This window comes from Nonomuraea cypriaca (genome assembly GCF_015645445.1).
Taxonomy (GTDB): domain Bacteria; phylum Actinomycetota; class Actinomycetes; order Streptosporangiales; family Streptosporangiaceae; genus Nonomuraea; species Nonomuraea cypriaca.
Map to the genome: position 1 here is coordinate 13,954 of NZ_JADOGI010000097.1, position 23,235 is coordinate 37,188.

Genomic DNA, 23,235 nt, shown 5'->3' on the forward strand with positions numbered 1-23,235 from the left:
CCGTTTCCTTCCACCGCACTTACCGCTCCGGCATAGGGTGACGGTCATGCGGTTTGGGGTGCTTGGCCCGCTGATGGTGTGGGACGCGGACGGCGCGCCCGTCACGATCCGTGGGCTGAAGGTCCGCGCGCTCCTGGCCGACCTGCTCCTGCATGAGGGCCGCCCGGTGTTCGCCGGAGAGCTGGGCGAGCGGGCCAGGGCCGCGTGGTTCGTGGCCTTCGCGCTGGTGAACCTGGGTGAGATGGAAGCCGCTGAAGACCTGCTCGACAGGGCTCTGGAGGCCCTGCGCGCCGCGGACGACCGGTGGGGCGAGGCGGCGGCGCTGAGCACTCGCGCCCAGTTCGCGCACGGACGCGGCGACCTGACCGGACTCGAGCGGGCAGCGACCAGAAGCGCGCCCTCCGCCTCGCCACGTAACAGGACTACGCGGGCGGCGAGATCCTCGCCGAGATCGGCCTCGGCTACGCCGCCCGCAGGCAGGGCGAGCTCGATCTCGCGGCCTGGACAGCCCAGCCGGGCTCACGTCATGGGCATGAATTCGGGCAGGGTGAGGGCCGAATGGGCCGGTCGTCCCTCCGCGGGGGGCATGGCGCGGAGATTGCGCAGCCTGTCGTTGCGCTGTTCCAGGGCCCGGGCGGTGGTCGGGAAGAGCGTGGCACCGCCCTCGCCGACCAGCCCCTGGTTCACGGTCACAAACTCACGGGTGTCGTGTTCGTAGGCAGCGAAGCCCGCGGCGTGGTCCCGGTCGGCCAGGGAACCGGCGAGCATGTACGCGCCGACGAGTGCGAGGCTGGTGCCCTGTCCGGTGAGGAACGAGGGCGCGTACGCGGCGTCGCCCACCAGCGCGACCCTGCCGCTGGACCAGCGGGGCATGCGGATCTGGCTGACCCCGTCGAAGAACAGGTCATCCGCGTCGCGCATGGCGGCCAGCATGCCCGGGACCTCCCATCCCGCGTCGGCGAAGACCTTGGCGACCAGGTCGCCTGGGCATCCGGGTCCCGGAACGCGTCGAACGGCGGTTCCGGCTGGGCGAAGTTCAAGAAGGCGTGCACCTCGTCGTCGTCCTCCACGGCGTAGAGTGCCGCGGCCCTGCCCGGGGTGTTCCACATCACGGTCTCGTGGGAGAGCCCGAAGGTCTTGCGCATGGTGAACACGGCGAAGCAGTAGCCGAGGTACCGGTGGAACTGCTCTTCGGGACCGAACAGCATCCAGCCGTACGGGGACGGGCCGTCAAGGTCGTCGTCTCCGGCCCCGACCGCGAGATCGCCTGGCGCACCGTGCACCGGCTCACAGCAAAGGTGAAGGTTGCCGGGCGGGTAAGGGTTCGGCAGCGCGCGCGTAGCACTGCCGTCTTGCAGCCCGCGCCGGACGCCGGCAATGGCCACCGCGGCAAGATGCGCTCGCTGCTCTGCGGCCGGCGGTCCGAGAAGTCGTACGGTGTACCGCTCGAATATTGAGTTACGCGCCCTGAGCTGCGGTCAAGCGGCGTTGTTCGGGCCGGTCGCCTCGGCCCCCACCGCCTGGCGGGCGCTGCAGGAACTGACCGCACGGCGATGGGACAAGGTCGCCGCTGCCCGCGCCACAGCCCGCCGCCGGATCTGGGAACTGATCGCCGCCCGGCACGGCGGCATCCCGGCCTCACGAACCTGCTACGGCGACCTGGGGGAATGGATGGTGATCCGCCTCGATGCCACCATCCAGGTCTGCCACAGCGACAAGGAATCGGCGGCCGGGACGTTCAAAGGGGACCTAAGGGATGTTCCCGCTGACGGCCTGGCTGGACAACACCGGCGAATGCCTGGCGGTCAAACTCCGTCCGGGCAACGCCGGATGCCCGCCCCGACCTGACCTCGGCACCCGATATCCCTCCGATCAGGAAGGACAGTCTTCTCCGGCTCGTGGACCCGGCACCATCGGCGTGACCGCCGACGCAGCTCAGACGTCGGGCTGCCGGCCTGCCTCCCTGAGCAGTCGGTCGCCGAGTTCGGTCCGCGAGTAGAGCACCTGCCGGCCCGCTCGGCGCGAGGTGAGCAGCCCGGCGGCGCGCAGCGCCTGGAGGTGCACGCTGAGCGTCGGCGCGGAGAGCGCCATCTGGGTGGCGGCCTGGCTGGTCGACATCGGCAGGTCGAGCTGGGCCAGCAGGGCGGCCCGGGTCTGCCCGAGGACGCCGGCAAGCGCCGAGCCGGTCTGCTCAGGGGGCTCCTCCCAGAGCCGGCCGAGGCCGCGCGGGGAGTAGGAGACGCTGGGTGACTCTGGCTGCGCGGTCCGTACCAGGACGTCCGGCCAGGCGAAGGCGCACGGCACGAGGAACAGGCCGCGCCCGCCGCAGTCGGCGTGGCCCTCGTAGTATTTGACGATCCTCAGCGTCTGGTCGGCGAACGTTACCGACGGGTGCAGGCTGCTCATCATCCGGTCGACGCCGCCGTCGGCCAAGGCATCGAGTCGGTAGGCGATGTCGTCGTTGAGCAACGCATCGATCCGCGGCCAGTCTGGGGCGATCGCGACCCGGTGGTACGCCTCGAGCGCCTCCGTGACGGGGCCGATGCCCGCATCCGGCCGGTCCACCAGCGCCTGGAGCAGGGCTCGCCGCCCTTCGCGGCCGGGCCCCTGCTGGGCGACCCGGTGGGCCGCCAGGTGCGCCAACTCCTGCGCCACGATCTCCGGATCGGCGTCGGCGATCTGCGCGAGCGCGTCCGCGAAGGTCGATGACCGGCGACCCGGCGGCGGCACCAGGAAGTCGGGGATGTAGCCCTCCGGACGCACCAGCGCCCGCAGTAGGTCGAGGTCGCGCTCGCGCAGCCGGCCCGCTCGCTCGGCGAACCTGTCGATCCAGGGACGGTGCAGGTGTCGCCCCTGCCCGCGGGCGGCCAGCATACGCAGGCTGGCGACGGTCTCCATGAGGGGCGAGACGGCGAAGCGCACGCGGGTCAAGTCCATCGTCGTGAAGTGCAGGTGGATCACGCGGCCGCCCCTTCCGATTAGGTCTGAGCCTAATCGTGGCCGTGCGCGTGACGCCACCGCAGACTGAGGACATCCACCCCGACCACGGATAGGAGATCGAAGATGCGCACGCTGATCTACACCGCCTTCGTCTCGCTGGACGGCGTCGTCGACTCTCCCGGCGGCGGCACCCGCTACGAGGCCCACCGCAGCGGCGGCTGGACCTACAAGGACATCAAGTTCCTGCCCGAGGCGTACGAGCTCAAGGGCCGGGAGACCGAGGAGGCCACCGCGCTGATGTTCGGCCGGACCAGCTACGAGTCGTTCTCGCCGTTGTGGCCGGACATGGAAGACTTCGCCGCCCTCAAGGAACTGCCGAAGTACGTCGTCTCGACCACCCTCGGCCAGGACGCCCTCGTCGACAACTGGGGTGACATCACGATCCTGCGCTCCCTCGAGGACGTCGTGAAGGTCAAGGAGACCGGCGGCGGCCCCATCGTCATCCACGGCAGCGCCACCCTCGCCCGCAACCTCTCCGACGCCGGCCTGATCGACCGCTACCACCTGCTGGTCTTCCCGGTGCTGCTCGGATCCGGCAAGCGGATGTTCAGCGACGCCGACAAGGACAAGCAGATGCTGAAGGTGGTCGAGTCCGAGACGTACGCCAACGGCATCACCAAGCTCGTCTATGACGTCGTCCACTGAGGTGGCCGCCATGACCCGCGAATGGATGACGGAGGCCCTGCCTGCAGCGTACGAACGACTGCACGCGTACGGGCCGGAGTTCGGCGGCGACGAGGAGGGCAACCACGGGATGACCAACCACGGCCCGATGGCCGTGGAGGTCATGATCCGGCGGGGGCTCGACATCGACGTCGAGGGCTGGCTCGACCGCTACGTACGCCGCCTGGCGGGGCTGCCCGACACGAGCGCGGCCATCCAGCCAGGCGAGTGGGGCGCGGCGCTGGGCCAGGCGCGACGGCTGCCCGACTGGGCCGCGTACTTCCGGCACGAGCTGACCGAGCGCCCGTGGCAGGAAGTGCTCGCCGGGTGGTGGCCACGGCTGCTGCCGGGCATCGTGGCCGGCTCGACCCACGGCGTGATCCGGGTCGGTCACGCGGTGCGTATACTGCGCGGCACCGCTCACGCCCCAGCACGCCAGACCCTCGACGAGCTGGCCCACGGGCTGGCGTTCTGGGCGGCGCGCTACCGCGAGCTCGCCGGGTTGGTCGCGCCGGAGGGCACCCTCACACCGCAACAGGCCCTGCCAGCCGTCACCCGGCTCAAAGACCAGAGCGGCTTCATCGCCCACCGGCTCGACCGGCTCGAGCGCAGCCCGGGCTGGACTGCGAGCCTGCGCGCGCTGGAACCCGCCGCGTCCGCCGAGGAGGTCCCGGCGCGGCTGGAGTCGATCGTCGACAGCGCCGCCAAGGCGTACCTAAGGCTCGGCCACGGCTCGCCGGTCCTGCTGGTCCACGCCGCTACCGCGCCCAACGCCGTGCGGCACGTGCTCCCGGTCCTGCCGACCGAGCAGTGGCTGCCGAGCCTGACGGCGGCCTGGGCGGCCGTGGCGGCGGTCATCGCGACGTACGCCCCGGCCCGGCCGGCCCCGTGCGCGGAGATCGTCCGGCGCTATCCCGAGCTAACCCGCGAGGACGTGCTCCAGCGGGCAGCTGAGCACGGCGACGAGCACGTCCTGAAGTTCGCCGACACGGCCGTCGAGTCGTACGACTGCACAGGCGACCCCGAGCTGCTCGCCGCGACCCTGCACGTCGGCGAGCTGATCGACCGTCCCTGACGCGAGAAAGGTCATATTCCTACGACGACCTTGGCGCGGACGTGCGCGACCTCGGGGTGGCGCATCGCCCGTTCGACCGTTAGAGCCGGCAAAAAGCCCGCGATCACCCGGCGACCACAACAGGCATCGTCTCCCACGTCGAGTTGAGTCTCTGCGAGAGACAGCCTCGGCAGCAGCCTTCACGAACCACTCAAGCCCTGGGCTACCGAGTGGCCTTGGAACCCATCGCCTGACGAGCCGACGCCGGCGAAACCGGCTCGGCGGCGTCCTCCACGACTACTCACATGCGGCTTGAACTGCATGGATGGAGTTTTCGGCAGGCGCAGGGCGGTGAGGGTGTCCTGTTCGCGGCCGGTGGCGGCGTTCCACACCTGCACAGTGCCGTCGTCACCGCCGGAGATGATCACGTCTTGGCCGTCCACCCGCCCGATCGCGACCCTCTCCTGCACATGGCTTGTATAACACCTCGTGTGAGCTATCCGGCCGGGGTGGGGCGCTCCCACGTGACGGTGACCTGGAAGCTGCCTTCCGCAGCGGTGCTGGCGATGACCGCGCCGGCCTCCGCTGTGAACTTGACGGCGAATTCCACCGATACCTCCTTCGGCCCCATGGGCAGGCGGGCGAAGGTCTCGGCCACTGCGGTCACCGCGGGCCGGAGTCGTTCCACCGCTGCCTGCACCGACTCATCTATCCGGTCGATCACGGTCCCGGGGCGGGCTGCGCGGACCATGCCGTCTTCCTCGGCGGTGACTTCGATGACCACGGGTTCGGCTCCGTCGACCGGCATGCGCAGGTAATAGCTCATGATCATGATCCTTGCACGGCGCATGGGTGGACGGAATGGGCTCCGTCAGGCAGGGTCGCGCGTTCTTCGGGGGTGAAGTCGGCGTGCAGCGCCAGCGTGCAGAGCGTCCTTGTCCAGACGGCGGGATCGAGGGAGACCACGCTGATCGTGTGGGCGTCGAAAGGCTGCTTGACGACGAGCTTGGCTCTGGCGTTGACAGAAAGGGGGGAGCCGGGAAGGGGCAGGGTTCGCACGAGCCGCAAACCTTGAGGGTCCATCTCCAGGATGGCGTCCTGCCGCGCGATGTAGACGTGGTCGCCGATCTGGATGTGCTCGCCGCTATTGAGGACACCGCTCGGGCGTTCCAGCGGACCGACGCGGAGGCTTTTACCGGTCCGCAGGTCGGTGATCGTGGCAGTGACATGGTCGACGTTGTCGGACGTGACCAGGTAGCGACCTTCAGCGTCGACGGCCAGTTCTCCGGGCGAGCGGGGTGCGTTCACGGTACGTCCTGCTACCTCCACCTCGGCTGCGGACTCCTGCCGGGCGGCCACCGTGGTCCCTGCCATGGCGAGCTCGCACGTGTTCGATGAGGAGTTCAGCGCCGCCGCTGGGAGGGGGTGGGGCGTTCCGACGGGCGCCAGCGCGGGCAGGCTCCACCGGGTGAGCTTGCCCTCGCCGCAGATCACGAGTTGATCGGCGACGGCGTACACCGGCTGTGTCGGGAAGTCCCTCGCGGCCACCTGGCGCAGGGACGGCACCTCCCTGACGACGATGGTGTCGGCCTGCTGGGTGATCAGCCATCGACCGTCGGCGGAGAACCTGAGTCTCAGGATGCCGTAGTCGAGAGCCGTCTGGGCGACCGATTCGCCCGTGGAGGTGGACCACAAGTCGAGGGATTCGAAGGTCTCGGTTGCCAAGAGCCGGCCGTCCGGGCTGATGGCGGCGTCGCCGACGTCGCCGCTGAAGGACATGGAGGTTTGCGGTGCCAGGTCGACGACGTAGACGCCTCCGCGCACCGCGATCGTGGCCCGCACCCCGTGTGCCGTGAGCGTCGCCGTGACGGTGGCTGGCCCCGTCTGCGGGAACGGCCACGCCATTATCTTTTTCTCATTGGTCAGGTCGTAGACGTGCAGCTCTGTTTGGCTGAAGGCCACCAAACGGGTGGGCGAGTGCGTTGCGTACGTGTTCAGGCAGCCCTCGAACGCTTGGATCGTGCGTAGCACGGTGCGGTCCGGCAGCGCATGGAGCCTCAGAGTGCTGGACTCCTTATCGCAGTCCAGGACCGTCTGGCCGTCCGCGCTCAGACTCATGCGCCGGCCACTCACGACGACGTCCGGCCCCTCGCCACGCGTCTGCGCGGCGATCGCGATCCCCAGTCGCGACGGTCCTTCGTTGCTGGTGACGGCGGACATCGTGCGGCCGCCGGAGACCGCAGCCACGTCGTTGACGTGTTCCACGAAGGGGAAGCGCACGGGTGCCCGCGCCCCCGTGGTATCGATCAGCCAGGCGTCGTGCCGGCCGTTCCCGGTGGCCAGGGCCAGCGCGCTGCCGTCCACCGCGAGGCGGGCGGTGGGCGGGGTGTCGGCGATGGCATCGCGAAGCGCCGTCGAGGTGCGGATGGTCGTGGTGTGCCGGGTCACCGTGTCGTGAATCGTGATCATCGACGGCGCCACCGCCGCGATTACGCGCCCATCCCGGCTGAGGGCGACGGCGTGCGCAGACGTGCCGACCTCCCGATAGGCGGAGTCCGGCCCGTCAAGGCTCCACAAGCCCACGCGCCCATCCTCGGACAGGACTGCCACCCGGTCCCCATTTCCGCTGATTGCGACGTCCTTGACCGCCTGCCCGGGCCTCGACAACAACCGCTGAAAGCCTAGAGTCTCCAGATATCGCTGGAACAGGTTCTGGTAGGCCTCCTCCGTGGGGGCCACACGGTAGGCGCCGATCGCCCGCAGCGTGGCCAGGCGTGGATCGGCCGTCTGGAGCTGCGGACTGGCAGCGAGCACGCGGGAGGCGTTCATCGCCTCCTGTCTTCCCGTCTCCGCCTGCTGCTGCCAGATGCCCAGGCCGGCCAGCACCACGATCACCGCGGCAGAGACTGCAAGCACCCGCCGCAGTCGCGACCTTCGCGTCACCGCTGCGGAACTTGCCTGGACGAACTCTCGTTCTCGAGCCGTGAACAGACCGCCACTGGCCGCCAGGTGCCGCCGGGCCGCCGCGAGGTTGTCGCCGTGGAGCAGGTCCTGAGGGTCTTGGCCACCGCGATCCCACCGCTCCAGGTCCGCGGCGAGCTCGTGTCGCCACAGCAGGAAGGGCCGCTCCTCCTCGACCAGGTCGCGCAGCCGCAGCCAGGACTGGATGAGCGTGTCGTGGGCCAGCGCGGCCGAGTCATCGTCGATGGTGATCAGCCTGGTGGTGGCCAGGCGCCGGGCCAGCTCCCAAGCCGGCGGGTCGAGGTGGTCTCGGCGGACGCGGCGGGTGACGGGCGCGGTGTCTCGTCCGGGCTCGATCAGGCGGGTGAAGAGCATGCGCGCGTCCGCCTCCCGCCCGCCCGCGATCTCGGAATGCCAGACCTGCTCGGCGTAGGAGGCGAGAGCCTCGGAGACGCCGCCCAGTTCCTCGTACGCCTCATGGGTCAGGAAGCCGCCCGCACTCCACAGCTTTGCCAGGGTGAACTGGAGCCACGGCAAGTGGGTGCGGTCCAGGTCGTCGAGGATGCGCTCCACCAGGCCGTCCTCGAACTCGACCAGGCCCCGGGCAGGGCCCACGATGGCCTGCCTCAGCTCGTCCCGGGACATGGACCCGGCCGTGATGAGGTGCTGGGTGAGTGGTTCCAGGCCGCGCGTGGACATTACCTGGCTGAGGAAGTCGGCGCGCAGCGCGACCACGGTTCGGCACCGGCCCAGTAGCGGGACGGCCCAGGTGGGGTCGTTCTCGAGCTGGTCGATCAGAACGACGTCGGCTTCGGCGACGTCGGGCAGCGCCGCGCCGGGCCGTACCAGGTGGACGTCCAGGCCGCGAGCCCGCAGCAGAGGAAGAACGCCCGCCGACAGCAGCGAGGACTTGCCGGAACCCGACGGGCCCGTGAGCGTGATCGTGCGGTGCGTCGACACGGCGCGGGCCACCTGCTCGGAAAGGTTCCTCCTGCCGTGGAAGAACTCGCTGTCCTCCTCCCGAAAGGGCCGCAGCCCCGGGTAGGGGCAGCGGCGGCGGACCAGTTCGCCGAGCTCGGGCCAGGTACGCACCAGCGTGGCCGTGGGAATCATGTAGCCCACGCGGCGATTCTCGACCGCGGCCACCACCATGCCCGCCACCGCGTTCAGCCGGTCGTCCCACAGCGGCGAACCCGAAAACCCCGACTCGACGGCGAATCCGGAGGCGCGGGCGTCGTCGATCTGCAGCCAGCCGATCGACTCGCGTCCGCGTAATCGCCCCTCGGCCCAGGCGCCCGAGACCTTCACGGCGGGAAACCCGAAGACGTGCACCGGGTGGTCCCACATGTCGTCGACGGCCGTCAGCGGCAACGGCGACCCTTCGGCAGGCACCTCGGACAGCCGCAACCAAGCGACATCGCCCCGCTCGTCGGCGCCGATCGGCTGCCAGCGAACCACCTCTGCAGTGGTCTGCGGAGCAGACGCAAGCAGCGGGAACTCCACCGTCACCGGCTCCACCGGGCATTCCTCCCCGTCGGGGCGCAGCCCCAAAGCCCGGTTAACCACGTGGGCGCAGGTCAAAAGATCGCCGGATGCGGTGATGAGGAAGCCGCCACCGATGGGGGCGCCTCTGCTGTCCAGAATGGCGATCTGCCCCCTTGCCAGGCCTTGCCACGCCTTGCTCGACACACAGCACATCATCTCTCTTCAAGCGCGACGGCTATGTACGAATCGACTGCCTGACCGGGATCGGCCACATCATGATCTCGCGCCGGGGATATGACCGGCCTCCGTCGGGGCATGGATACGGCGAGCCTGAGCGGGGCCATCCGGGGCACCGACCGCTCCGGCGTCTTAGCGTTCCGGTTCCTGCTGAACGGGCCCGACCGCGACCGGGTGCGCATGACCATGACCTCGCTGGTCGGCAAGCCCCCCGCCGACGTGCTACCGGCCGTGCAACTGGTGGCCGACCTCGTCCCCGCCACCGGCCTCGACCGCGGTGCGGACGATCTCGAAGATCCGCTCCCTGAACAGTCGGATTAAGCATCCGGCCCCGCATTCGCCGCCTGCTCGCGGCGAGGCGGGGCCGCTGCTCTTCCCGCAGCAGCCGGAGATGGCGATTGGATCATGGTGTGTGCAGGGTTGGTGCACGCGAGCACATACGGAGCACACAAACGCCAGAAGAAAATTCTGGAATGCATTCGATCCCGCATCACCGCAGGTCAGACCATGATCAAAGCGCGCCCTGCAGTGTGCTGGTTTTACCGGGCCTGGAGCCCTTTGCTAAGGCAGCGCACCTCGGTCCCGCTCGATCGTCACCCACCAGTACTTTTCGCGAAGATCGTGGCGTGAGCCAGCCGCAGGAGACACCGCTGTTGTCCACCCGGGCCGCCGAGCCCTTGCGCGTGTTCGCGTGTTGTTGTCGGTGCTCGTGTCGGTGTTCAGGTTGAGTCGTCGGATTCCGCCTTCGGCTCCGATCTTGGTAAGGCAAAATGCTCAGCCATAACGGCTTTGCGCGCGCTGGCCGGCTGCGCGAGGCCCCTGGCCGAAACCGCCGCCATACTGCAGGACCTGGAGGTCACCGGCCCCGCCGAACCGTCAGCCGACGTCACCGACTACTTCGCCCACAAGATCTGGACCGGCGCCGCACGCGTGCCGACCGGGCCGCTGATCGTCACCATCGCCACCTTCGCCAAGAGCTCGCACCTGCCCCCCTCATGCTGAGCGCCATGACCATTCGTCCGCCGATCAGCCGCCGAGCGGCGGGTGGTTATGAGTGCTGCGGTGTCGCCGGTCCGGCCGGGTCGGCGCCGGCCAGTAACCGTGGCCGGCGCAGACACTGTCAGGCGAGTTCATGCGTCCATCCGGAGACGAGGGAGGAGGCGACCGTGACCTCGCCGTCGGAGCGGGTGACGGTGAAGTGCGTGGGCTCGCCGGTGGTGTGGTCGCTGACGGTGAGGTTGGTCTCGCCGTCCGGCCCCGGATACACGCGCAGGGTCAGACCATCGAGGTAGTCGTAGTCCGGTCGGTCGTCTCTCGCGCCTATGGGCAGCACGGCGCCTTCGCGCACGTAAATGGGCATCGAGGTGAAAGCGTGCGTCTCGGTGCGCCAGCGCCCGCCCTCGACGCGCTCGCCCGTCAGGTAGTTCGTCCAGGTGCCGTCGGGCAGGTAGACCTCTACTGTCCCGTCGGGGGTGAAGACGGGCGCGACGAGCAGGTCGGGGCCGAGCATGTACTGGGTGTCGAGGTAAGCGACGTTGCGATCGCCGGGGAACTCCATCGCCATGGGCCGCATCATCGGTGTTCCGCTCTCGTGCGCCTGGACGCCCGTCTGGAACAGGTACGGCATCAGGCGCAGCTTGAGTTTCGTGAACAGCCGGGTCACCTCCACGGCCTCCTCGTCGAAAGCCCACGGCACACGGTAGGACGACGAGCCGTGCAGCCGCGAGTGGGAGGACATCAGCCCGAAGGCGACCCAGCGCTTGAAGACGCCCGGGTCCGGGGTGCCCTCGAAGCCGCCGATGTCGTGGCTCCAGAAGGAGAATCCGGAGAAGGCAAGGGAGAGGCCGCCGCGCAAGGTCTCGGCCATGGACCCGTACGTCGATCCCGTGTCACCGCCCCAGTGCACCGGCATTCGCTGCCCGCCGGCGGTCGCCGACCGGGCGAACAGCACCGCCTCGCCCCGGCCGCGTCGTTCCTCGAGCACCTCGAACACCGCCGCGTTGTACAGGTGCGTGTAGAGGTTGTGCATGCGTTCGGGGGCCGAACCGTCGAAGTAGGCGACGTCGAGCGGGATGCGTTCGCCGAAGTCGGTCTTGAACGCGTCCACGCCCTGGTCCTGCAGCGCGCGCAGCTTCGACTGGAACCACCGGGTCGCATCCGGGTTGGTGAAGTCCACGAGACCCATGCCGGCCTGCCACAGGTCCCACTGCCAGACCGACCCGTCCGGGCGCTTGAGGAGGAAGCCCTGCTCGGCCGCCTCGGCGAACAGGGGTGAGCGCTGGGCGATGTACGGGTTGATCCACACGCAGACGCGCAGGTCCTTGGCGTGCAGGCGGGCGAGCATGCCGTCGGGGTCGGGGAAGACTCGCGGGTCCCACGTGAAGTCGCACCAGTTGAACTCGCGCATCCAGAAGCAGTCGAAGTGGAAGACCGACAGCGGCAGGTCGCGCTCGGCCATGCCGTCGATGAACGAGGTCACCGTCTGCTCGTCGTAGTCGGTGGTGAACGAGGTCGACAGCCACAGGCCGTAGGACCAGGCGGGCAGGCGGGCGGGGCGGCCGGTGAGCGCGGTGTAGCGTTCCAGGATCTGCTTGGGAGCAGGCCCGTAGATCACGAAGTACTCGAGGCTTTCTCCCTCGATCGAGAACTGCGCCCGTTGCACCGCCTCCGAGCCGATTTCGTACGAGACGTGCCCGGGGTGGTTGACGAAGACGCCGTAGCCGCGGTTGGTGAGGTAGAACGGCACGTTCTTGTAGGCCTGCTCGGAGGAGGTCCCGCCGTCGGCGTTCCAGATCTCCACCGTCTGACCGTTCTTGACGAGCGGCCCGAAGCGCTCCCCCAGCCCGTAGACCACCTCGCCCACGCTCAGCGAGAGCTGCTGGGCGAGGTAAGCGCGCGGACCGGTCCGGGGGTTGCCGACCGGGCCGGGGTCGGTCTGCGCGTCCCCGGTGAGGTGGAAGTATCCGACGGACTTGTGGCCGCTGGAGGTCAGCGGGCGCCCGTCACCGTGGAAGGACAGGCTCCAGGGGGCTCCGGGTGTCACGGTCGCGCTCAGCGCCCCGCTGATGAGCGTCGTTCCTTCAGCCTTGACGATCCCGTGGCCGTCCTCGGCGCCGACGAGGTCGAAGCCGCGCTCGTCACTGATGTGGTGGTCGATGCGGACGCGAATCACGTTCTCCAGCGGCGACGACAGCCGCAGTGAGAGCACCGGCCGGTTGAGGGTGTCGCCCCGGCGGTTGATGACAGTGGTCGGCGCGGTCACGGTGATCGCGTCTTCCTCGGTGTGGATGTCGTAGGCTTCGGCCGCGTACAGCGCGGTGACGCCGGGCCGCAGCTGCCACAGCCCGTCGGTGAACTTCATGAGTGGAGATCCTTCTGGAACGACGGTGAACGCGTCACCCTTTGAGGCCGCCCGCGAGCAGGTCCGCGCGCCAGAAGCGCTGCAGGATCAGGACGAGGATGATCAGGGGGATGACGGCGACGGCCGAGCCGGTGATGACCAGCGAGTACAGGTCGCCGTCGCCCGCGCCCTTGCCCAGGAACGTGTACAGGCCCAGGGTGATGGGGTATTTGTCCTGGTCGGAGAGCATGATGAAGGGCAGCAGAAAGTTGTTCCAGATGCTGACGAACTGCAGCAGGAACACCGTGACGAGCCCCTGCACCATCATCGGCAGCACGATGGTGCCGAAGATGCGCAACTCACCGGCGCCGTCCAGACGTGCCGCCTCCAGCGTGCTCTCCGGGACCGAGGCCACGGCGAAGACGCGGCACAGGAAAATGCCGAACGGGTTGATGATCACCGGCAGCAGCACCGACCAGCGGGTCCCGGCCAGGCCGACGGCGGCCAGCAGCAGGTACTGCGGGACGGCCAGCACGATGCCGGGCACGAGCACGCCGGCGAGGATGGCTGAGAACAGGGCCTGGCGCCCGCGGAAGCGGAACTTGGCCAGGGCGTAGCCGGCCATGGCCGACACGAGGGTGGACAGGACCGCGCCGACGCCGGCGTACAGGAGGGAGTTGAGCCCCCACATCCAGAACTGGCCGCCACCGTAGGTGCTGAGGTTGGCGAGGTTGTCGAGCAGGCCGCTGCCGGGGACGAAGGAGAACGTGGTGAACAGCTCGCGCGTGCTCTTGGAGGCCGCGAAGACCACCCAGGCCACGGGGGTCAGGCAGTACAGCGCGCCGAGCAGCAGCACGATCAGTGCCAGGCGCGGCCGGCGCTGCCTGCCCGGTCGGCGGCGGTGGCCGAATTGACGGTCGCCGGTGCGGGTGACGGTGTGGGTGACGGGGGTCATGCGTTGTCTCCGAAGGTGCGGCGCTGGAAGAAGCGCAGCAGCAGCAGCGAAATGACGAGGATGCCCAGGGCCAGCACGATGGAGGCGGCCGCGGCCCCGCCGAGGTTGTCGTTCATGAACGCCTCTTGGTAGATCTTCATGAGCGGCACCCAGACGGCGCTGATCGTGGTCGTCATCGGCCGCAGCGTGGCCGGTTCGCTGTAGAGCTGCAGGGTGCCGATCACGGAGAACAGGCCGGTGAGCACTAGCGCGGGCGCCACCAGCGGGATCTTGATCCGCCAGGCGATCTGCAACTCGCTGGCCCCGTCGATGCGGGCCGCCTCGTAGACGGAGGTGGGGATGGCGCGCAGTGACGTGAAGATGATGATCATGTTGAAGCCGACGCCGGACCACAGCGCGATGTTGGCCAGCGAGAAGTACACGACAGGAAAGCCGAAGAAGTCGAGCGGCCCTGCGTGCAACTGCCGGGCGAGGTAGGTGACCGGGCTGGTGCTGGGCAGGTACATGAACCCCCACAGCAGGCTGGCGATCACGCCCGGCACCGCGTACGGCAGGAAGATCGCGGTGCGGGCGAAGCCGCGCGCCCGCACCCGCGGGGTGTCGAGCAGCAGCGCGAACAGCAACGCCAGGCCGAGCACGCTGGGGATCGAGATCACTCCGTACAGCAGCACCCGGCCGAGTCCCGCGAGGTATTCCGGGTCGCTGAGCGCGGCGGCGTAGTGGTCGAACCCGACGAAGGTCTCCACGCGCCGTCCGAAAGCGCCTCCACCCTCGACGCGGAAGCCGCGGAAGCTAAGGTAGATCGCATAACCGATCGGAATGATCAAGAACAGGACGAATAGGACGATCGCCGGCGAGGCGAACAGCCATGGGGTGGCGACGGCACGCAGGCGCGTGCGCCGACCGGCGGTGGTGGCGGGCATGAGGCGTCCAGGGTGGGATCGAGCCGTGCGCGGCTACTGGGTGACGGTGTAGCCGGACTTCTGCAGGTCGGCGACCACAGTCTGCTGCGTGGCCTGGTACACCGCGCGGAAGGAGGTCTTGTCGAGCGCGGCCTTGTTGAGCGCGTCTCCGAAGGCGCTCTGCGCGACGTTCACGTTCGGCCCCCAGGTCACCGGGATCGTGGTGTTCTTGATCACCTGGTCGGTGACCTGGTAGAAGTCCTTCTGCTGCGGCGTGAGCTTCGGCGGCTCGTGGGTCAGGGTCGCCTGGCGGCCGGCGTTTCCGCCGGGGAAGATGTCGACGCTGAGCAGCGAGGTGCTGCCTTCCTTCGAGCCGCCCAGCCACGCGGCGAAGGCCGCGGCCTCCTTGGCGTGCTTGGACTTGGCCGGCACCAGGTAGGCGGAGCCGCCCTGGAACGGCACGGCGGCCTGGCCCTTCGTCCACTGCGGCAGCGGCACGGACTCCCACTTGCCGGCGGTGTCCGGCGCCACGGTGTAGATCACGCTCGGTACCCATGCGCCGCCGGCCCAGCTGAGGATCTTGCCGTCGTTGACCTCTGCGTTCCATTCCGGCGTGAGCAGCTTCTCGACCTTGACCAGGTCGCGTTTCACGAGGTCCTGCCAGAAGTCCGCGGTCTGCAAGGACGGCTCGGTGTCGATGCCGACCTTCCAGGCGTTGCCGTCGGTGCTCCACCACTGGGCGCCGGCCTGGGCGGCCTGCGCGGCGAAGAACTCGAGTTGGTCGGCGGCGAAGTTGGAGATGTAGGCGTCGGGGTTCTTCTTGTGGATCTGCTCGGCGGCCTCGGCGTACTCGGCCCAGGTGGTGGGGACCTTGACGCCGTACTTGTCGAACAGGTCCTTACGGAAGGTGAGCATCATCGGGCCGATGTCCTGGGGCACGCCGTAGACCTGGTTGTTGAAGGTGGTCTGGGCCCAGATGTTGGGGTCGATGTTCGCCTTGACGCCGGCCACGTCGGCGGTGATGTCCTTGACGGCTCCGGACACCACGAGCGCGGGAACACCGCGGTACTCGACCTGCACGACGTCGGGGGTGTCGCCGGCCTTGTCGGCGGCCAGCAGCTTGGCGGAGGTGTCGGCCGTTCCGCCGACCTCCGAGAGCTTGACTGTGACGTTCGGGTGGAGCTGGTGGTACTTGTCCACGATCGCTTTGGCCGCGGGGTCGCTGCCCTTGAGGCTCCAGGTCCAGAACTGCAGTGTCACCGGCCCGCTCGCCGTGTCCCCGGCCGTGTCGGTGGAGGCGGTGTCACCCGAGGAGCAGGCGGTCATCGACGCCATCAGGGCTACCGCCGCGGCGGCGAGGATCGTCCGGCGTCGGCGGCGTCGGCTCGGGGGCAGAGACGGTGGGGTCATGGCGATCTCCTCGAACAGGGTGGTGCATCCGGCGGGGTACCGGGTCGTGCGTTGGGATCTAACCTGATGTTAACGTTGTCATTCTGTCAAGCCCCTGCTCGTGAGAGCGCCGACTTCGCTTCGGAGCGCATCCCTTTGCACACCTTCCGCAACCCGGTACTGCCCGGCTGCCATCCGGACCCGTCGATCTGCCGGGTCGGCGCGGATTTCTATCTCGTCACGTCGTCCTTCGCCTACTATCCGGGTCTCCCCCTCTTTCATAGCCGTGACCTGGTCCGATGGCGGCAGCTTACCCACGTGCTGAATCGGCCCGGCCAGCTCCCGCTGCGCGGACTGGACGTCTCCGACGGGATCTGGGCGCCGACCATCCGCCACCACGACGGCACGTTCTACGTGGTCTCCACCCTGGCGGTGAACAGGCGCGGGAGGCTCACCTTCGTGGTCACCGCCGAGGACCCCGAAGGGCCTTGGTCGGACCCCGTGCCCCTGGACGCCGACGGCATCGACCCGTCGCTGTTCTTCGACGACGACGGCCGGTGCTGGCTGACCGCCTGCCGTGACGCCGTGGCCGGCGCCGGACCGGGCGAACTGTGGATGCGCGAACTCGACCTGGACCGCCTCAAGCTCGTCGGCCCCACCCACGTGCTCTGGCACGGTGCCGTACGCGGGGCCTGGGTGGAGGCGCCGCACCTGTACAAGCACGACGGCCTGTACCACCTGATCGCCGCCGAGGGCGGCACCGAGAGCAACCACAGCGTCACCGCCGCCCGCGCCAACGTCGTCACCGGCCCGTACGTCACCGACCCGCGCAGCCCGCTGCTGACCCACCGGCACCACAGCCTCGACGCGCCGATCCAGAACGTCGGCCACGCCGACCTGGTGGAGACGCCGGACGGCGAGACGTGGGCGGTGACGCTCGGCGTCCGCCCGATCGACGGCGTCCACACGCTGGGCCGGGAGGTGTTCCTGGTGCCCGTCAGCTGGAGCGCCCGAGGGCCGGTGTTCGCGCCGGAATCAGGCGGCGTGCGGCTGCTGGAACGGCTGCCGTCCATGGCCCCCGTCGAAGGAAACGGGGACGCCACGACGGGACGGGTGCGCTTCGACAAGCCGGAGCTGGGCCTGGAATGGAACAGCCTGCGCGGCCCGGTCAGCGACCGGATCAAACCGTCGGCCGACGGCGGCGGGCTCGACATCGACCTGTCCCCCGAGCCGCTCAGCTCCACCGGCGTGCCAGCCTTCATCGCCCGCCGCCAGCAGCACGTCCGCTTCCGCGCCCGCGCGAGCATCAGCTTCCGCGCGGCGCACGCGGCCGAAGAAGCCGGACTGGCCGTCTTCCAGAACCAGGACCACCACGCCACCTTGGGCCTCACCGCCGACGAGAACGGAGCAGCACAGATCGTGCTGACGGTCCGGGAGGCGGGAATCAGCTCCCGCCTGGCGTCGGCGGCGCAGGCGGGCCTCGCACATGGCGCGCAACCGCACGCGCCTCATGCGGATGAGACGCTGCTGGAGGTCGAGGCGGACGAGAACGGCTACACCTTCCGCGCCTCCGGCGACACCCTGGGCACCCTCGAACGGTCCTTCTTCAGCACCGAGCACGCGGGCGGGTTCGTGGGCGTCTACCTGGGCCTCTACGGCACCAGCAACGGCCACGCCGGCCAGGGCCGCGCGCGGGTCCACTGGTTCGACTACGAGCCCGCCGGCTGAGACCGGGGCGGCGCGGTGCTGCGGCGCACCACGAGCTCAGGAGGGATCCGCTCGCTCGAGGCCGGCTCGCCCCGCATCATCCGCAGCAACTGCTCGATGGAGCGCCCGCCGAGGCTGAGGTAGTCCTGGCGGACCGTGGTGAGCGCCGGCACCAGATAGGCCGCTCCGGGGATGTCGTCGAACCCCACCAGCGACACGTCGCCGGGAACCTTCACGCCGAGTTCGGCGAAGGCCGCCAGCACCCCCATGGCCATGTGATCGTTGCCGGCGAAGATCGCCGTCGGCAGCTCGTCCGCGTGCCGGTTGACGAGATAGGTGGCCAGCCGGTAGCCACTGTTGCCGGTGAAGTCGCCCTTGAGCAGCTCGCCGCGGGCCTGCGGCGCGTCCGCCAGCGCCGCCCTCCACCCCTCGACCCGCGCCTGGGCGTCGAAGGTCCGCAACGCGCCGGTCAGGTGGACGATGTGACGGTGCCCCAGCTCCAGCAGGTGACGTACGGCCAGGCGGGCGCCCAGCTCCTGGTCCACCTCGACGAAGCTCACGCCCGGATTGGGCACGTTGCCCGACATGATCACCGACATCGGTACGCCGGTGGCGATGCCGGTCAGGGCGTCCACCACCATCGGCCGGTCGCCGATGACCGCGACGGCCTCGACCGCCTGGTCGGTGAGCCGCTGCAGCGTCTCGGCCAGGTCCGCGGCGGTGCCGCCGTGCCAGCTGGCCAGGTTCACCCAGTATCCGGCCCGCTGGGCCGCGCCCTGCACGCCGCGCAGGACCCTGGGCAGCTCGTACAGCTCGTCTCCGGCGAGCACCACGCCGATCGTCGAGGAGCGGCGGCTCTTGAGCGCCCGGGCGACACTATTGCGCCGATAGCCGAGCTTCTCAATGGCGGCCTCCACCCTGGCTCGCGTCTCCGGACGCACGGAGGGATGGCCGTTGAGCACTCGGGAAACGGTGACATGCGACACGCCGGCCTCGCGTGCCACATCCACCATGCCTGGTGCCCGATTCATGTCCTTCGCTTCCAGCCGCCACCGCGGCGCATCCCGCCTGCCGGTGCTGTGGTCCGATGCTCCCATACCTGCCAGGACACTCAGCACTCAGCGCCACGCGGCAGATGGATCCTACTCATAAGCCGCAGGTTCCGGGACAGCCCGATCGTCGACGGTCAGTGATAGGTGACGAGGGCCGATCTCCTCACTGCTTGGGCGGTGCCGTGCTGTCCCTGACGGTGAGTGTTGTGGCGATCTCCAGGCCGACTTGTGCTGGTTGGTCGCCCCGTCCCAGTGCCAGGGCCAGCTCCGTCGCGGCCACCGCCATCTCGGTCAGCGGCTGGTGGACAGTGGTCATCGGCGGATCGACCCAGGCCACGACCGGCAGATCATCGAAGCCCACAACGCTCAGGTCATCGGTCCGCCGCGCCGTCCGGCCTCGATCGCCTCACGGGTGGTGGCGGCCTTGGTGAAGGTGAAGGGGTACATGGCCGCTCACTTCCGGCCCGCGGCCTGCTCGACCGCGCGCACGATCTTGGTGTAGCAGCCGCAGCGGCAGATGTTGCCGCTCATCCACTCGCGGATCTCCGCAGCCGAGCCGGTGTGGCCCTCGCGGATGCAGCCGACGCCGGACATGATCTGCCCGGGAGTGCAGTAGCCGCACTGGAAGGCGTCCTGGTCGATGAACGCCTGCTGCAGCGGGTGCAGCCGGTCGCCGCCGGCCAGGCCCTCGATGGTGGTGACCTTCGCGCCCTCCAGCCGTACGGCCAGGGTGAGGCAGGAGTTGACCCGCCGTCCGTCGACCAGCACGGTGCACGCCCCGCAGGCGCCGGCGTCGCGGCGGCGCCACCGACGACGGTGGTGGTGGTCGCGATGAACGTGCGCCGGGACAGTGCGGTCGGGGTCCCCTCGGCGGGGGCGACGATTGACTCGGGTAGTTCGGTAGACATGGCCACTCTCTCGTTGCGGTGGAGGGGGTCAGTGGTCGTGCGCAGGCTGTGCTGATGGCACGGGCCGCGGGTTCGGCCGGTGCTTCACCGTTGATGCACGCATGGTCGTGGATGCGTGCAAGGTGCGCGCTTGACACCGTGACCGGGACGGTACGCAACCGCACCGTCAGACTGGCGGCTTGGCCGGCCTCGTGGCAGGGCGCGCTGTGCCGGGGAACGGCGTTCAGGGGAACAGCACAACCCCCCACGAGCTGCGGACCGCGGAGGTGGGTCAGGACTGCGCGCGATGCTGCGCTTCAGCCTTCGCGGGAACCTGGGGTGCGGTCAGGTCGAGCAGTAGCATCGCATCGTGGTCCGGGGTGCCGGGCTCAGCGACGTAGACGCCCAGGCGCTGACCGGGAGTTCCCTCCAGGTTCATGGACTGGGCGCTGAGCGTGAGGGTACCCACGTGCGGGTGGTGGAAGGTCTTACGGGTGTGCTTGCGGCCGGTCACGTCATAGCGCTCCCAGAGCTTGGCGAAGTCGGGGCTCTTCAGCAGCAGTTCGCCGACGAGGCCGGCCAGGTCGGGCGCGTCCGGCGCGGTTCCGGCCTGGGCGCGCAGCCGGGCGACGCAGCCGCGGATCTGGTGGTCCCAGTCGGGAAACAGATCGCGGGCGGTGGGGTGCAGGAAGAGATAGCGGGCGATGTTGCGCTGCCTGGCCGGCCAGTCGGCCAGGCCCGCGTACAGGGCGAGCCCGCCGGGATTCCAGGCCAGGAAGTCCATGCTACGGCTGACGATGTAGGCGGGACTGGGGCGCAGCGTCTCCAGCAGCAGCTTCAGGTGGGGGCGTACCGTGCGGCTGGGCGGCGGCGGAGGCTCGTAGGCGTAGTGGGCTGCGCGGGCGGCCAGCTCGCGCAGGTGCTGATGCTCCTCATCATCGAGGTGAAGAGCGCGCGCGAGGGCGTCGATCACTGAAGGGCTGGGCCGGGTCTCCTTGCCGCGCTCGAGACGGACGTAGTAGTCGATGCTGATCCCCGACAGGGTGGCCAGCTCCTCCCGGCGCAAACCAGGGGTCCGGCGCAGGCCTGTGCCGATGGACAGGCCCACCTGCTCGGGGCTGGTCTGGGTACGACGGGCGCGCAAGAACCGGCCCAGCTCCGTGTCGCTGCTGCCGGTGGTGCGCTGAGGTGCCATGGTTCCAGTCTCACACCGCGCCGACGGGCTCTGTGGCCGGATGGGGGGCCGTGTCATTACCCCGAACGCCATGCCCTGGCACGACCCGCCCTGGCACCAAAGCTGGGACGGCGCGAAGGTGGCTACTGGTAACGGCGTGGTCGTCCCTGTAGCGGTGGCTTGCTGATCGCCGCCGTGGTCGTGGCCGTGGTTGTGGCGGCGACCATCCTGGCCTCTGCTCCTCTGCTACCAGGTGCACATGAATTCTTGCGAAAGGTGACATTAGTGGGTGGGGTTCTTAAGCCCCATCACAACATCCATTTGAGGAACGGAGAATCCCGATGAAGCACATCCTGCTGGGCGATCTGGAAGTTTCCCGCATCGGCCTGGGCTGCATGGGCATGTCCCACGGCTTCACTGGCGCCGGCAGCGACGACGCCGAGTCCATCCGCACCATCCACCGCGCACTCGATCTGGGCGTCACCTTCCTGGACACCGCCGAGATCTACGGCCCGTACGCCAACGAGGAACTCCTCGGCAAGGCTCTCAAGGGCCGCCGCGACCAGGTCGTGATCGCCACCAAGTACGGCCTGGTCTCCCACGCCGGCGACGGCCCCTGGAACCTCGACAGCAGCCCGGCCAACATCCACACCGCTGTCGAGGGTTCGCTCAAGCGCCTGGACACCGATTACATCGACCTGTACTACCAGCACCGGGTCGACCCGAAGGTGCCGATCGAGGACACCATCGGCGCGGTGGCGGAACTCATCCAGCAGGGCAAGGTCCGCCACCTCGGCCTGTCGGAGGCATGGCTGGACACCATCCGTCGCGCCCACGCGGTCCACCCCATCACCGCGCTGCAGTCGGAGTACTCACTGTGGACCCGCGACCAGGAAGAGCAGGTCCTGCCGCTGCTGCGCGAGCTGGGCATCGGCTTCGTCGCCTACTCCCCGCTCGGCAAGGGGTTCCTGACCGGGAAGATCCGCAGCGAGAGCGACTTCGGCCCCGACGACTTCCGGGCGACCAACCCCCGCTTCACCGGCGAGAACTTCCAGCGCAACCTCGCCCTCGCCGACGCGGTGCAGGCGATCGCCGCCGAGGCCGGTGCCACACCCGCGCAGGTCGCGATCTCCTGGCTGCTGAGCAAGGGCGACGACATCGCTCCCATCCCGGGCACCCGGCGGGTCTCACGTCTGCAGGAGAACGTCGCCGCCGACGCCGTCGAACTGACCCCCGAGCAGCTCGCCAAGCTCGACAGTCTGCCCCCGGCCGCCGGTGGGCACCACAACGAAGCCCAGATGCAGATGATCGAACGCTGACCGGCGCCCGAACCCCGACAGGCCCGAAGGGGGCCTGCACGCTGAGAAAGGACCACATACCGTGGAGTACACCCGTTTGGGAACGTCAGGACTGAAGGTCAGCCGCATCGCGCTGGGCTGCATGAGCTTCGGTGACCCGGCCAAGCGGCTGCCGTGGGTGCTTGACGATCACGGCGCCGAGCCGATCTTCCGGCAGGCGGTCGAGTTGGGCATCACGTTCTGGGACACCGCGAACATCTATGGCTTGGGCACCTCGGAGGAGATCGTCGGGCGGGCCCTGAGGAAGTACGTCCAGCGCGACGACATTGTGCTGGCCACCAAGCTGTTCCAGCCGATGCACCAGGGCCCGGGCGGGGCAGGACTGTCCCGCAAGGCCGTCATGGAACAGATCGACGCCTCCCTGCGGCGCCTGGACACCGACTACATCGACCTGTACCAGATCCACCGCTTCGACCCCCAAACACCGGTCGAGGAAACGATGGAGGCCCTGCACGACGTGGTCAAGGCCGGCAAGGCCCGCTACATCGGAGCCTCGTCGATGTGGGCATGGCAGTTCGCCACCATGCAGCACACCGCGCAGGCGGGCGGGTGGATCCGGTTCGTGTCCATGCAGGACCAGTACAGCCTGATCCACCGCGAGGAAGAGCGAGAGATGTTCGGCCTGCTCGCCGCCCAGGGCGTGGGAAGCATCCCCTGGAGCCCGCTGGCGGCGGGGCGAGTCGCGCGTCCCTGGGGGGAGCAGTCGACCCACCGGGCGCAGAGCGATCCCGTCGTCGACTTCCACGGCCGGCCGCTGTTCCTCGACAGCGACCAGGCCATCGTCGATGCCGTACAGCGGATCGCGGAGGATCGCGGCGTACCGATGGCGCAGGTCGCGATGGCCTGGGTCCTGAAGAATCCCGTGGTCTCGGCGCCGATCGTGGGCCCCACCAAGCCCCACCACCTGGCCGACGCCGCCGCCGCGCTCGACATCCAGCTCACCGACGAGGAGATCCGCTCGCTCGAAGAGCCCTACGTGCCACGCATGCCTACCTACTTCTGACAGTTCGTCGGCGCCCGGGGCCCCGCCCCCCCCCGCCCCCCACCCCTACACCACACCCCACCCCCCCC

General features: G+C 69.2%; 22 protein-coding genes and 1 pseudogene. 9 read left to right on the top strand and 14 right to left on the bottom strand.

The genetic code is table 11. The annotated features are described in order from the left end of the window. Nucleotides 1-19 precede the first annotated feature (19 nt). Together ITP53_RS28665 and ITP53_RS56225 are read right to left on the bottom strand one after the other, a co-directional pair. Nucleotides 20-349, bottom strand: coding sequence for a hypothetical protein (locus ITP53_RS28665; RefSeq protein WP_195898570.1), 330 nt, complete (start codon nucleotides 347-349; stop codon nucleotides 20-22). Between the two features lie 170 nt (nucleotides 350-519). Next, entirely contained in the window at nucleotides 520-921 is a 402-nt protein-coding gene (locus ITP53_RS56225) for a Rossmann-fold NAD(P)-binding domain-containing protein (RefSeq protein ID WP_207756537.1), read from the bottom strand. A gap of 257 nt (nucleotides 922-1,178) precedes the next feature. Between ITP53_RS56225 and ITP53_RS28675 the strand changes: the two genes are divergently transcribed. Then, a complete protein-coding gene (locus ITP53_RS28675; RefSeq protein WP_195898590.1) occupies nucleotides 1,179-1,457 on the top strand; it encodes a hypothetical protein in 279 nt (92 codons plus the stop codon). Further along, nucleotides 1,438-1,848 (top strand): hypothetical protein, encoded by a 411-nt coding sequence (locus ITP53_RS28680; protein ID WP_195898571.1) that lies wholly within the window; start codon nucleotides 1,438-1,440, stop codon nucleotides 1,846-1,848. The genes ITP53_RS28675 and ITP53_RS28680 overlap by 20 nt, the downstream gene beginning before the upstream one ends. Before the next feature lie 87 nt (nucleotides 1,849-1,935). On the opposite strand, the gene ITP53_RS28685 is transcribed toward ITP53_RS28680, so the two are convergent. Then, nucleotides 1,936-2,961 (bottom strand): ArsR/SmtB family transcription factor, encoded by a 1,026-nt coding sequence (locus ITP53_RS28685; RefSeq protein WP_207756538.1) that lies wholly within the window; start codon nucleotides 2,959-2,961, stop codon nucleotides 1,936-1,938. A gap of 102 nt (nucleotides 2,962-3,063) precedes the next feature. Here ITP53_RS28685 and ITP53_RS28690 point away from each other — a divergent pair, with 102 nt between their 5' ends. Together ITP53_RS28690 and ITP53_RS28695 are read left to right on the top strand one after the other, a co-directional pair. Further along, nucleotides 3,064-3,645 carry a dihydrofolate reductase family protein gene (locus tag ITP53_RS28690; RefSeq protein ID WP_195898572.1) on the top strand — a complete coding sequence of 194 codons (582 nt, stop codon included), beginning with the start codon at nucleotides 3,064-3,066 and terminating at the stop codon, nucleotides 3,643-3,645. Nucleotides 3,646-3,655: 10 nt separating this feature from the next. Then, nucleotides 3,656-4,738 carry a questin oxidase family protein gene (locus tag ITP53_RS28695; RefSeq protein ID WP_207756539.1) on the top strand — a complete coding sequence of 361 codons (1,083 nt, stop codon included), beginning with the start codon at nucleotides 3,656-3,658 and terminating at the stop codon, nucleotides 4,736-4,738. A 179-nt stretch (nucleotides 4,739-4,917) separates the two neighbouring features. On the opposite strand, the gene ITP53_RS28700 is transcribed toward ITP53_RS28695, so the two are convergent. From ITP53_RS28700 to ITP53_RS28710, 3 genes are read right to left on the bottom strand one after another with little or no spacing between them, the layout of a single operon-like run. Then, nucleotides 4,918-5,187 carry a hypothetical protein gene (locus ITP53_RS28700; RefSeq protein WP_195898573.1) on the bottom strand — a complete coding sequence of 90 codons (270 nt, stop codon included), beginning with the start codon at nucleotides 5,185-5,187 and terminating at the stop codon, nucleotides 4,918-4,920. A gap of 26 nt (nucleotides 5,188-5,213) precedes the next feature. Then, nucleotides 5,214-5,543, bottom strand: coding sequence for a CU044_2847 family protein (locus tag ITP53_RS28705; protein WP_195898574.1), 330 nt, complete (start codon nucleotides 5,541-5,543; stop codon nucleotides 5,214-5,216). A 2-nt stretch (nucleotides 5,544-5,545) separates the two neighbouring features. Further along, nucleotides 5,546-9,379 (bottom strand): nSTAND1 domain-containing NTPase, encoded by a 3,834-nt coding sequence (locus tag ITP53_RS28710; protein ID WP_328816073.1) that lies wholly within the window; start codon nucleotides 9,377-9,379, stop codon nucleotides 5,546-5,548. Between the two features lie 99 nt (nucleotides 9,380-9,478). Between ITP53_RS28710 and ITP53_RS28715 the strand changes: the two genes are divergently transcribed. Continuing rightward, entirely contained in the window at nucleotides 9,479-9,721 is a 243-nt protein-coding gene (locus ITP53_RS28715) for a hypothetical protein (protein ID WP_195898576.1), read from the top strand. A 468-nt stretch (nucleotides 9,722-10,189) separates the two neighbouring features. After that, nucleotides 10,190-10,402, top strand: coding sequence for a hypothetical protein (locus tag ITP53_RS28720; RefSeq protein WP_195898577.1), 213 nt, complete (start codon nucleotides 10,190-10,192; stop codon nucleotides 10,400-10,402). Between the two features lie 118 nt (nucleotides 10,403-10,520). Here ITP53_RS28720 and yicI read toward each other — a convergent pair whose 3' ends face one another. Genes yicI through ITP53_RS28740 form a run of 4 tightly spaced genes read right to left on the bottom strand, consistent with a single transcriptional unit; the run spans nucleotide 10,521 to nucleotide 16,007 of the window. Further along, the gene (yicI, locus tag ITP53_RS28725) at nucleotides 10,521-12,761 is read right to left on the bottom strand and encodes an alpha-xylosidase (protein WP_195898578.1); all 2,241 of its coding nucleotides are present in this window, start codon (nucleotides 12,759-12,761) and stop codon (nucleotides 10,521-10,523) included. Between the two features lie 34 nt (nucleotides 12,762-12,795). Continuing rightward, entirely contained in the window at nucleotides 12,796-13,695 is a 900-nt protein-coding gene (locus ITP53_RS28730) for a carbohydrate ABC transporter permease (protein WP_195898579.1), read from the bottom strand. Continuing rightward, nucleotides 13,692-14,618: a carbohydrate ABC transporter permease gene (locus ITP53_RS28735; RefSeq protein WP_195898580.1), complete on the bottom strand. Its 927-nt coding sequence runs from the start codon at nucleotides 14,616-14,618 to the stop codon at nucleotides 13,692-13,694. The genes ITP53_RS28730 and ITP53_RS28735 overlap by 4 nt, the downstream gene beginning before the upstream one ends. A 33-nt stretch (nucleotides 14,619-14,651) precedes the next feature. Next, entirely contained in the window at nucleotides 14,652-16,007 is a 1,356-nt protein-coding gene (locus ITP53_RS28740; protein ID WP_195898581.1) for an ABC transporter substrate-binding protein, read from the bottom strand. A gap of 66 nt (nucleotides 16,008-16,073) precedes the next feature. On the opposite strand from ITP53_RS28740, the gene ITP53_RS28745 reads away from it, so the two are divergent. Then, a complete protein-coding gene (locus ITP53_RS28745; protein WP_236051273.1) occupies nucleotides 16,074-17,714 on the top strand; it encodes a glycoside hydrolase family 43 protein in 1,641 nt (546 codons plus the stop codon). On the opposite strand, the gene ITP53_RS28750 is transcribed toward ITP53_RS28745, so the two are convergent. The 4 genes and pseudogenes from ITP53_RS28750 to ITP53_RS28765 all read right to left on the bottom strand — a co-directional run bounded on the left by ITP53_RS28750 (nucleotide 17,696) and on the right by ITP53_RS28765 (nucleotide 20,827). Further along, nucleotides 17,696-18,724 (bottom strand): LacI family DNA-binding transcriptional regulator, encoded by a 1,029-nt coding sequence (locus ITP53_RS28750; RefSeq protein ID WP_195898583.1) that lies wholly within the window; start codon nucleotides 18,722-18,724, stop codon nucleotides 17,696-17,698. The two genes, ITP53_RS28745 and ITP53_RS28750, sit on opposite strands and share 19 nt — an antisense overlap. A 184-nt stretch (nucleotides 18,725-18,908) precedes the next feature. After that, on the bottom strand, nucleotides 18,909-19,115 hold the full coding sequence (locus tag ITP53_RS28755; protein WP_207756540.1) for a substrate-binding domain-containing protein: 207 nt from the start codon (nucleotides 19,113-19,115) through the stop codon (nucleotides 18,909-18,911). Between the two features lie 83 nt (nucleotides 19,116-19,198). After that, nucleotides 19,199-19,540: pseudogene (locus ITP53_RS28760) on the bottom strand ((2Fe-2S)-binding protein); the annotation flags it as partial. 384 nt (nucleotides 19,541-19,924) lie between these two features. Next, nucleotides 19,925-20,827 (bottom strand): helix-turn-helix transcriptional regulator, encoded by a 903-nt coding sequence (locus ITP53_RS28765; RefSeq protein WP_195898584.1) that lies wholly within the window; start codon nucleotides 20,825-20,827, stop codon nucleotides 19,925-19,927. A gap of 320 nt (nucleotides 20,828-21,147) precedes the next feature. Between ITP53_RS28765 and ITP53_RS28770 the strand changes: the two genes are divergently transcribed. Both ITP53_RS28770 and ITP53_RS28775 read left to right on the top strand, forming a co-directional pair. Then, nucleotides 21,148-22,125: an aldo/keto reductase gene (locus ITP53_RS28770; RefSeq protein WP_195898585.1), complete on the top strand. Its 978-nt coding sequence runs from the start codon at nucleotides 21,148-21,150 to the stop codon at nucleotides 22,123-22,125. 61 nt (nucleotides 22,126-22,186) lie between these two features. Beyond that, nucleotides 22,187-23,167: an aldo/keto reductase gene (locus ITP53_RS28775; protein ID WP_195898586.1), complete on the top strand. Its 981-nt coding sequence runs from the start codon at nucleotides 22,187-22,189 to the stop codon at nucleotides 23,165-23,167. The last annotated feature ends 68 nt before the right edge of the window (nucleotides 23,168-23,235 follow it).

What these genes read in the sequence shown, in the direction of transcription:
- ITP53_RS56225 (WP_207756537.1), bottom strand. Translation starts at nt 921, where the DNA reads ATGCGCGACGCGGATGACCTGTTCTTCGACGGGGTCAGCCAGATCCGC.
- ITP53_RS28690 (WP_195898572.1), top strand. Translation starts at nt 3,064, where the DNA reads ATGCGCACGCTGATCTACACCGCCTTCGTCTCGCTGGACGGCGTCGTC.
- ITP53_RS28695 (WP_207756539.1), top strand. Translation starts at nt 3,656, where the DNA reads ATGACCCGCGAATGGATGACGGAGGCCCTGCCTGCAGCGTACGAACGA.
- ITP53_RS28705 (WP_195898574.1), bottom strand. Translation starts at nt 5,543, where the DNA reads ATGAGCTATTACCTGCGCATGCCGGTCGACGGAGCCGAACCCGTGGTC.
- ITP53_RS28710 (WP_328816073.1), bottom strand. Translation starts at nt 9,379, where the DNA reads ATGATGTGCTGTGTGTCGAGCAAGGCGTGGCAAGGCCTGGCAAGGGGG.
- ITP53_RS28715 (WP_195898576.1), top strand. Translation starts at nt 9,479, where the DNA reads ATGGATACGGCGAGCCTGAGCGGGGCCATCCGGGGCACCGACCGCTCC.
- yicI (WP_195898578.1), bottom strand. Translation starts at nt 12,761, where the DNA reads ATGAAGTTCACCGACGGGCTGTGGCAGCTGCGGCCCGGCGTCACCGCG.
- ITP53_RS28730 (WP_195898579.1), bottom strand. Translation starts at nt 13,695, where the DNA reads ATGACCCCCGTCACCCACACCGTCACCCGCACCGGCGACCGTCAATTC.
- ITP53_RS28735 (WP_195898580.1), bottom strand. Translation starts at nt 14,618, where the DNA reads ATGCCCGCCACCACCGCCGGTCGGCGCACGCGCCTGCGTGCCGTCGCC.
- ITP53_RS28740 (WP_195898581.1), bottom strand. Translation starts at nt 16,007, where the DNA reads ATGACCCCACCGTCTCTGCCCCCGAGCCGACGCCGCCGACGCCGGACG.
- ITP53_RS28745 (WP_236051273.1), top strand. Translation starts at nt 16,074, where the DNA reads ATGTTAACGTTGTCATTCTGTCAAGCCCCTGCTCGTGAGAGCGCCGAC.
- ITP53_RS28750 (WP_195898583.1), bottom strand. Translation starts at nt 18,724, where the DNA reads ATGAATCGGGCACCAGGCATGGTGGATGTGGCACGCGAGGCCGGCGTG.
- ITP53_RS28765 (WP_195898584.1), bottom strand. Translation starts at nt 20,827, where the DNA reads ATGGCACCTCAGCGCACCACCGGCAGCAGCGACACGGAGCTGGGCCGG.
- ITP53_RS28770 (WP_195898585.1), top strand. Translation starts at nt 21,148, where the DNA reads ATGAAGCACATCCTGCTGGGCGATCTGGAAGTTTCCCGCATCGGCCTG.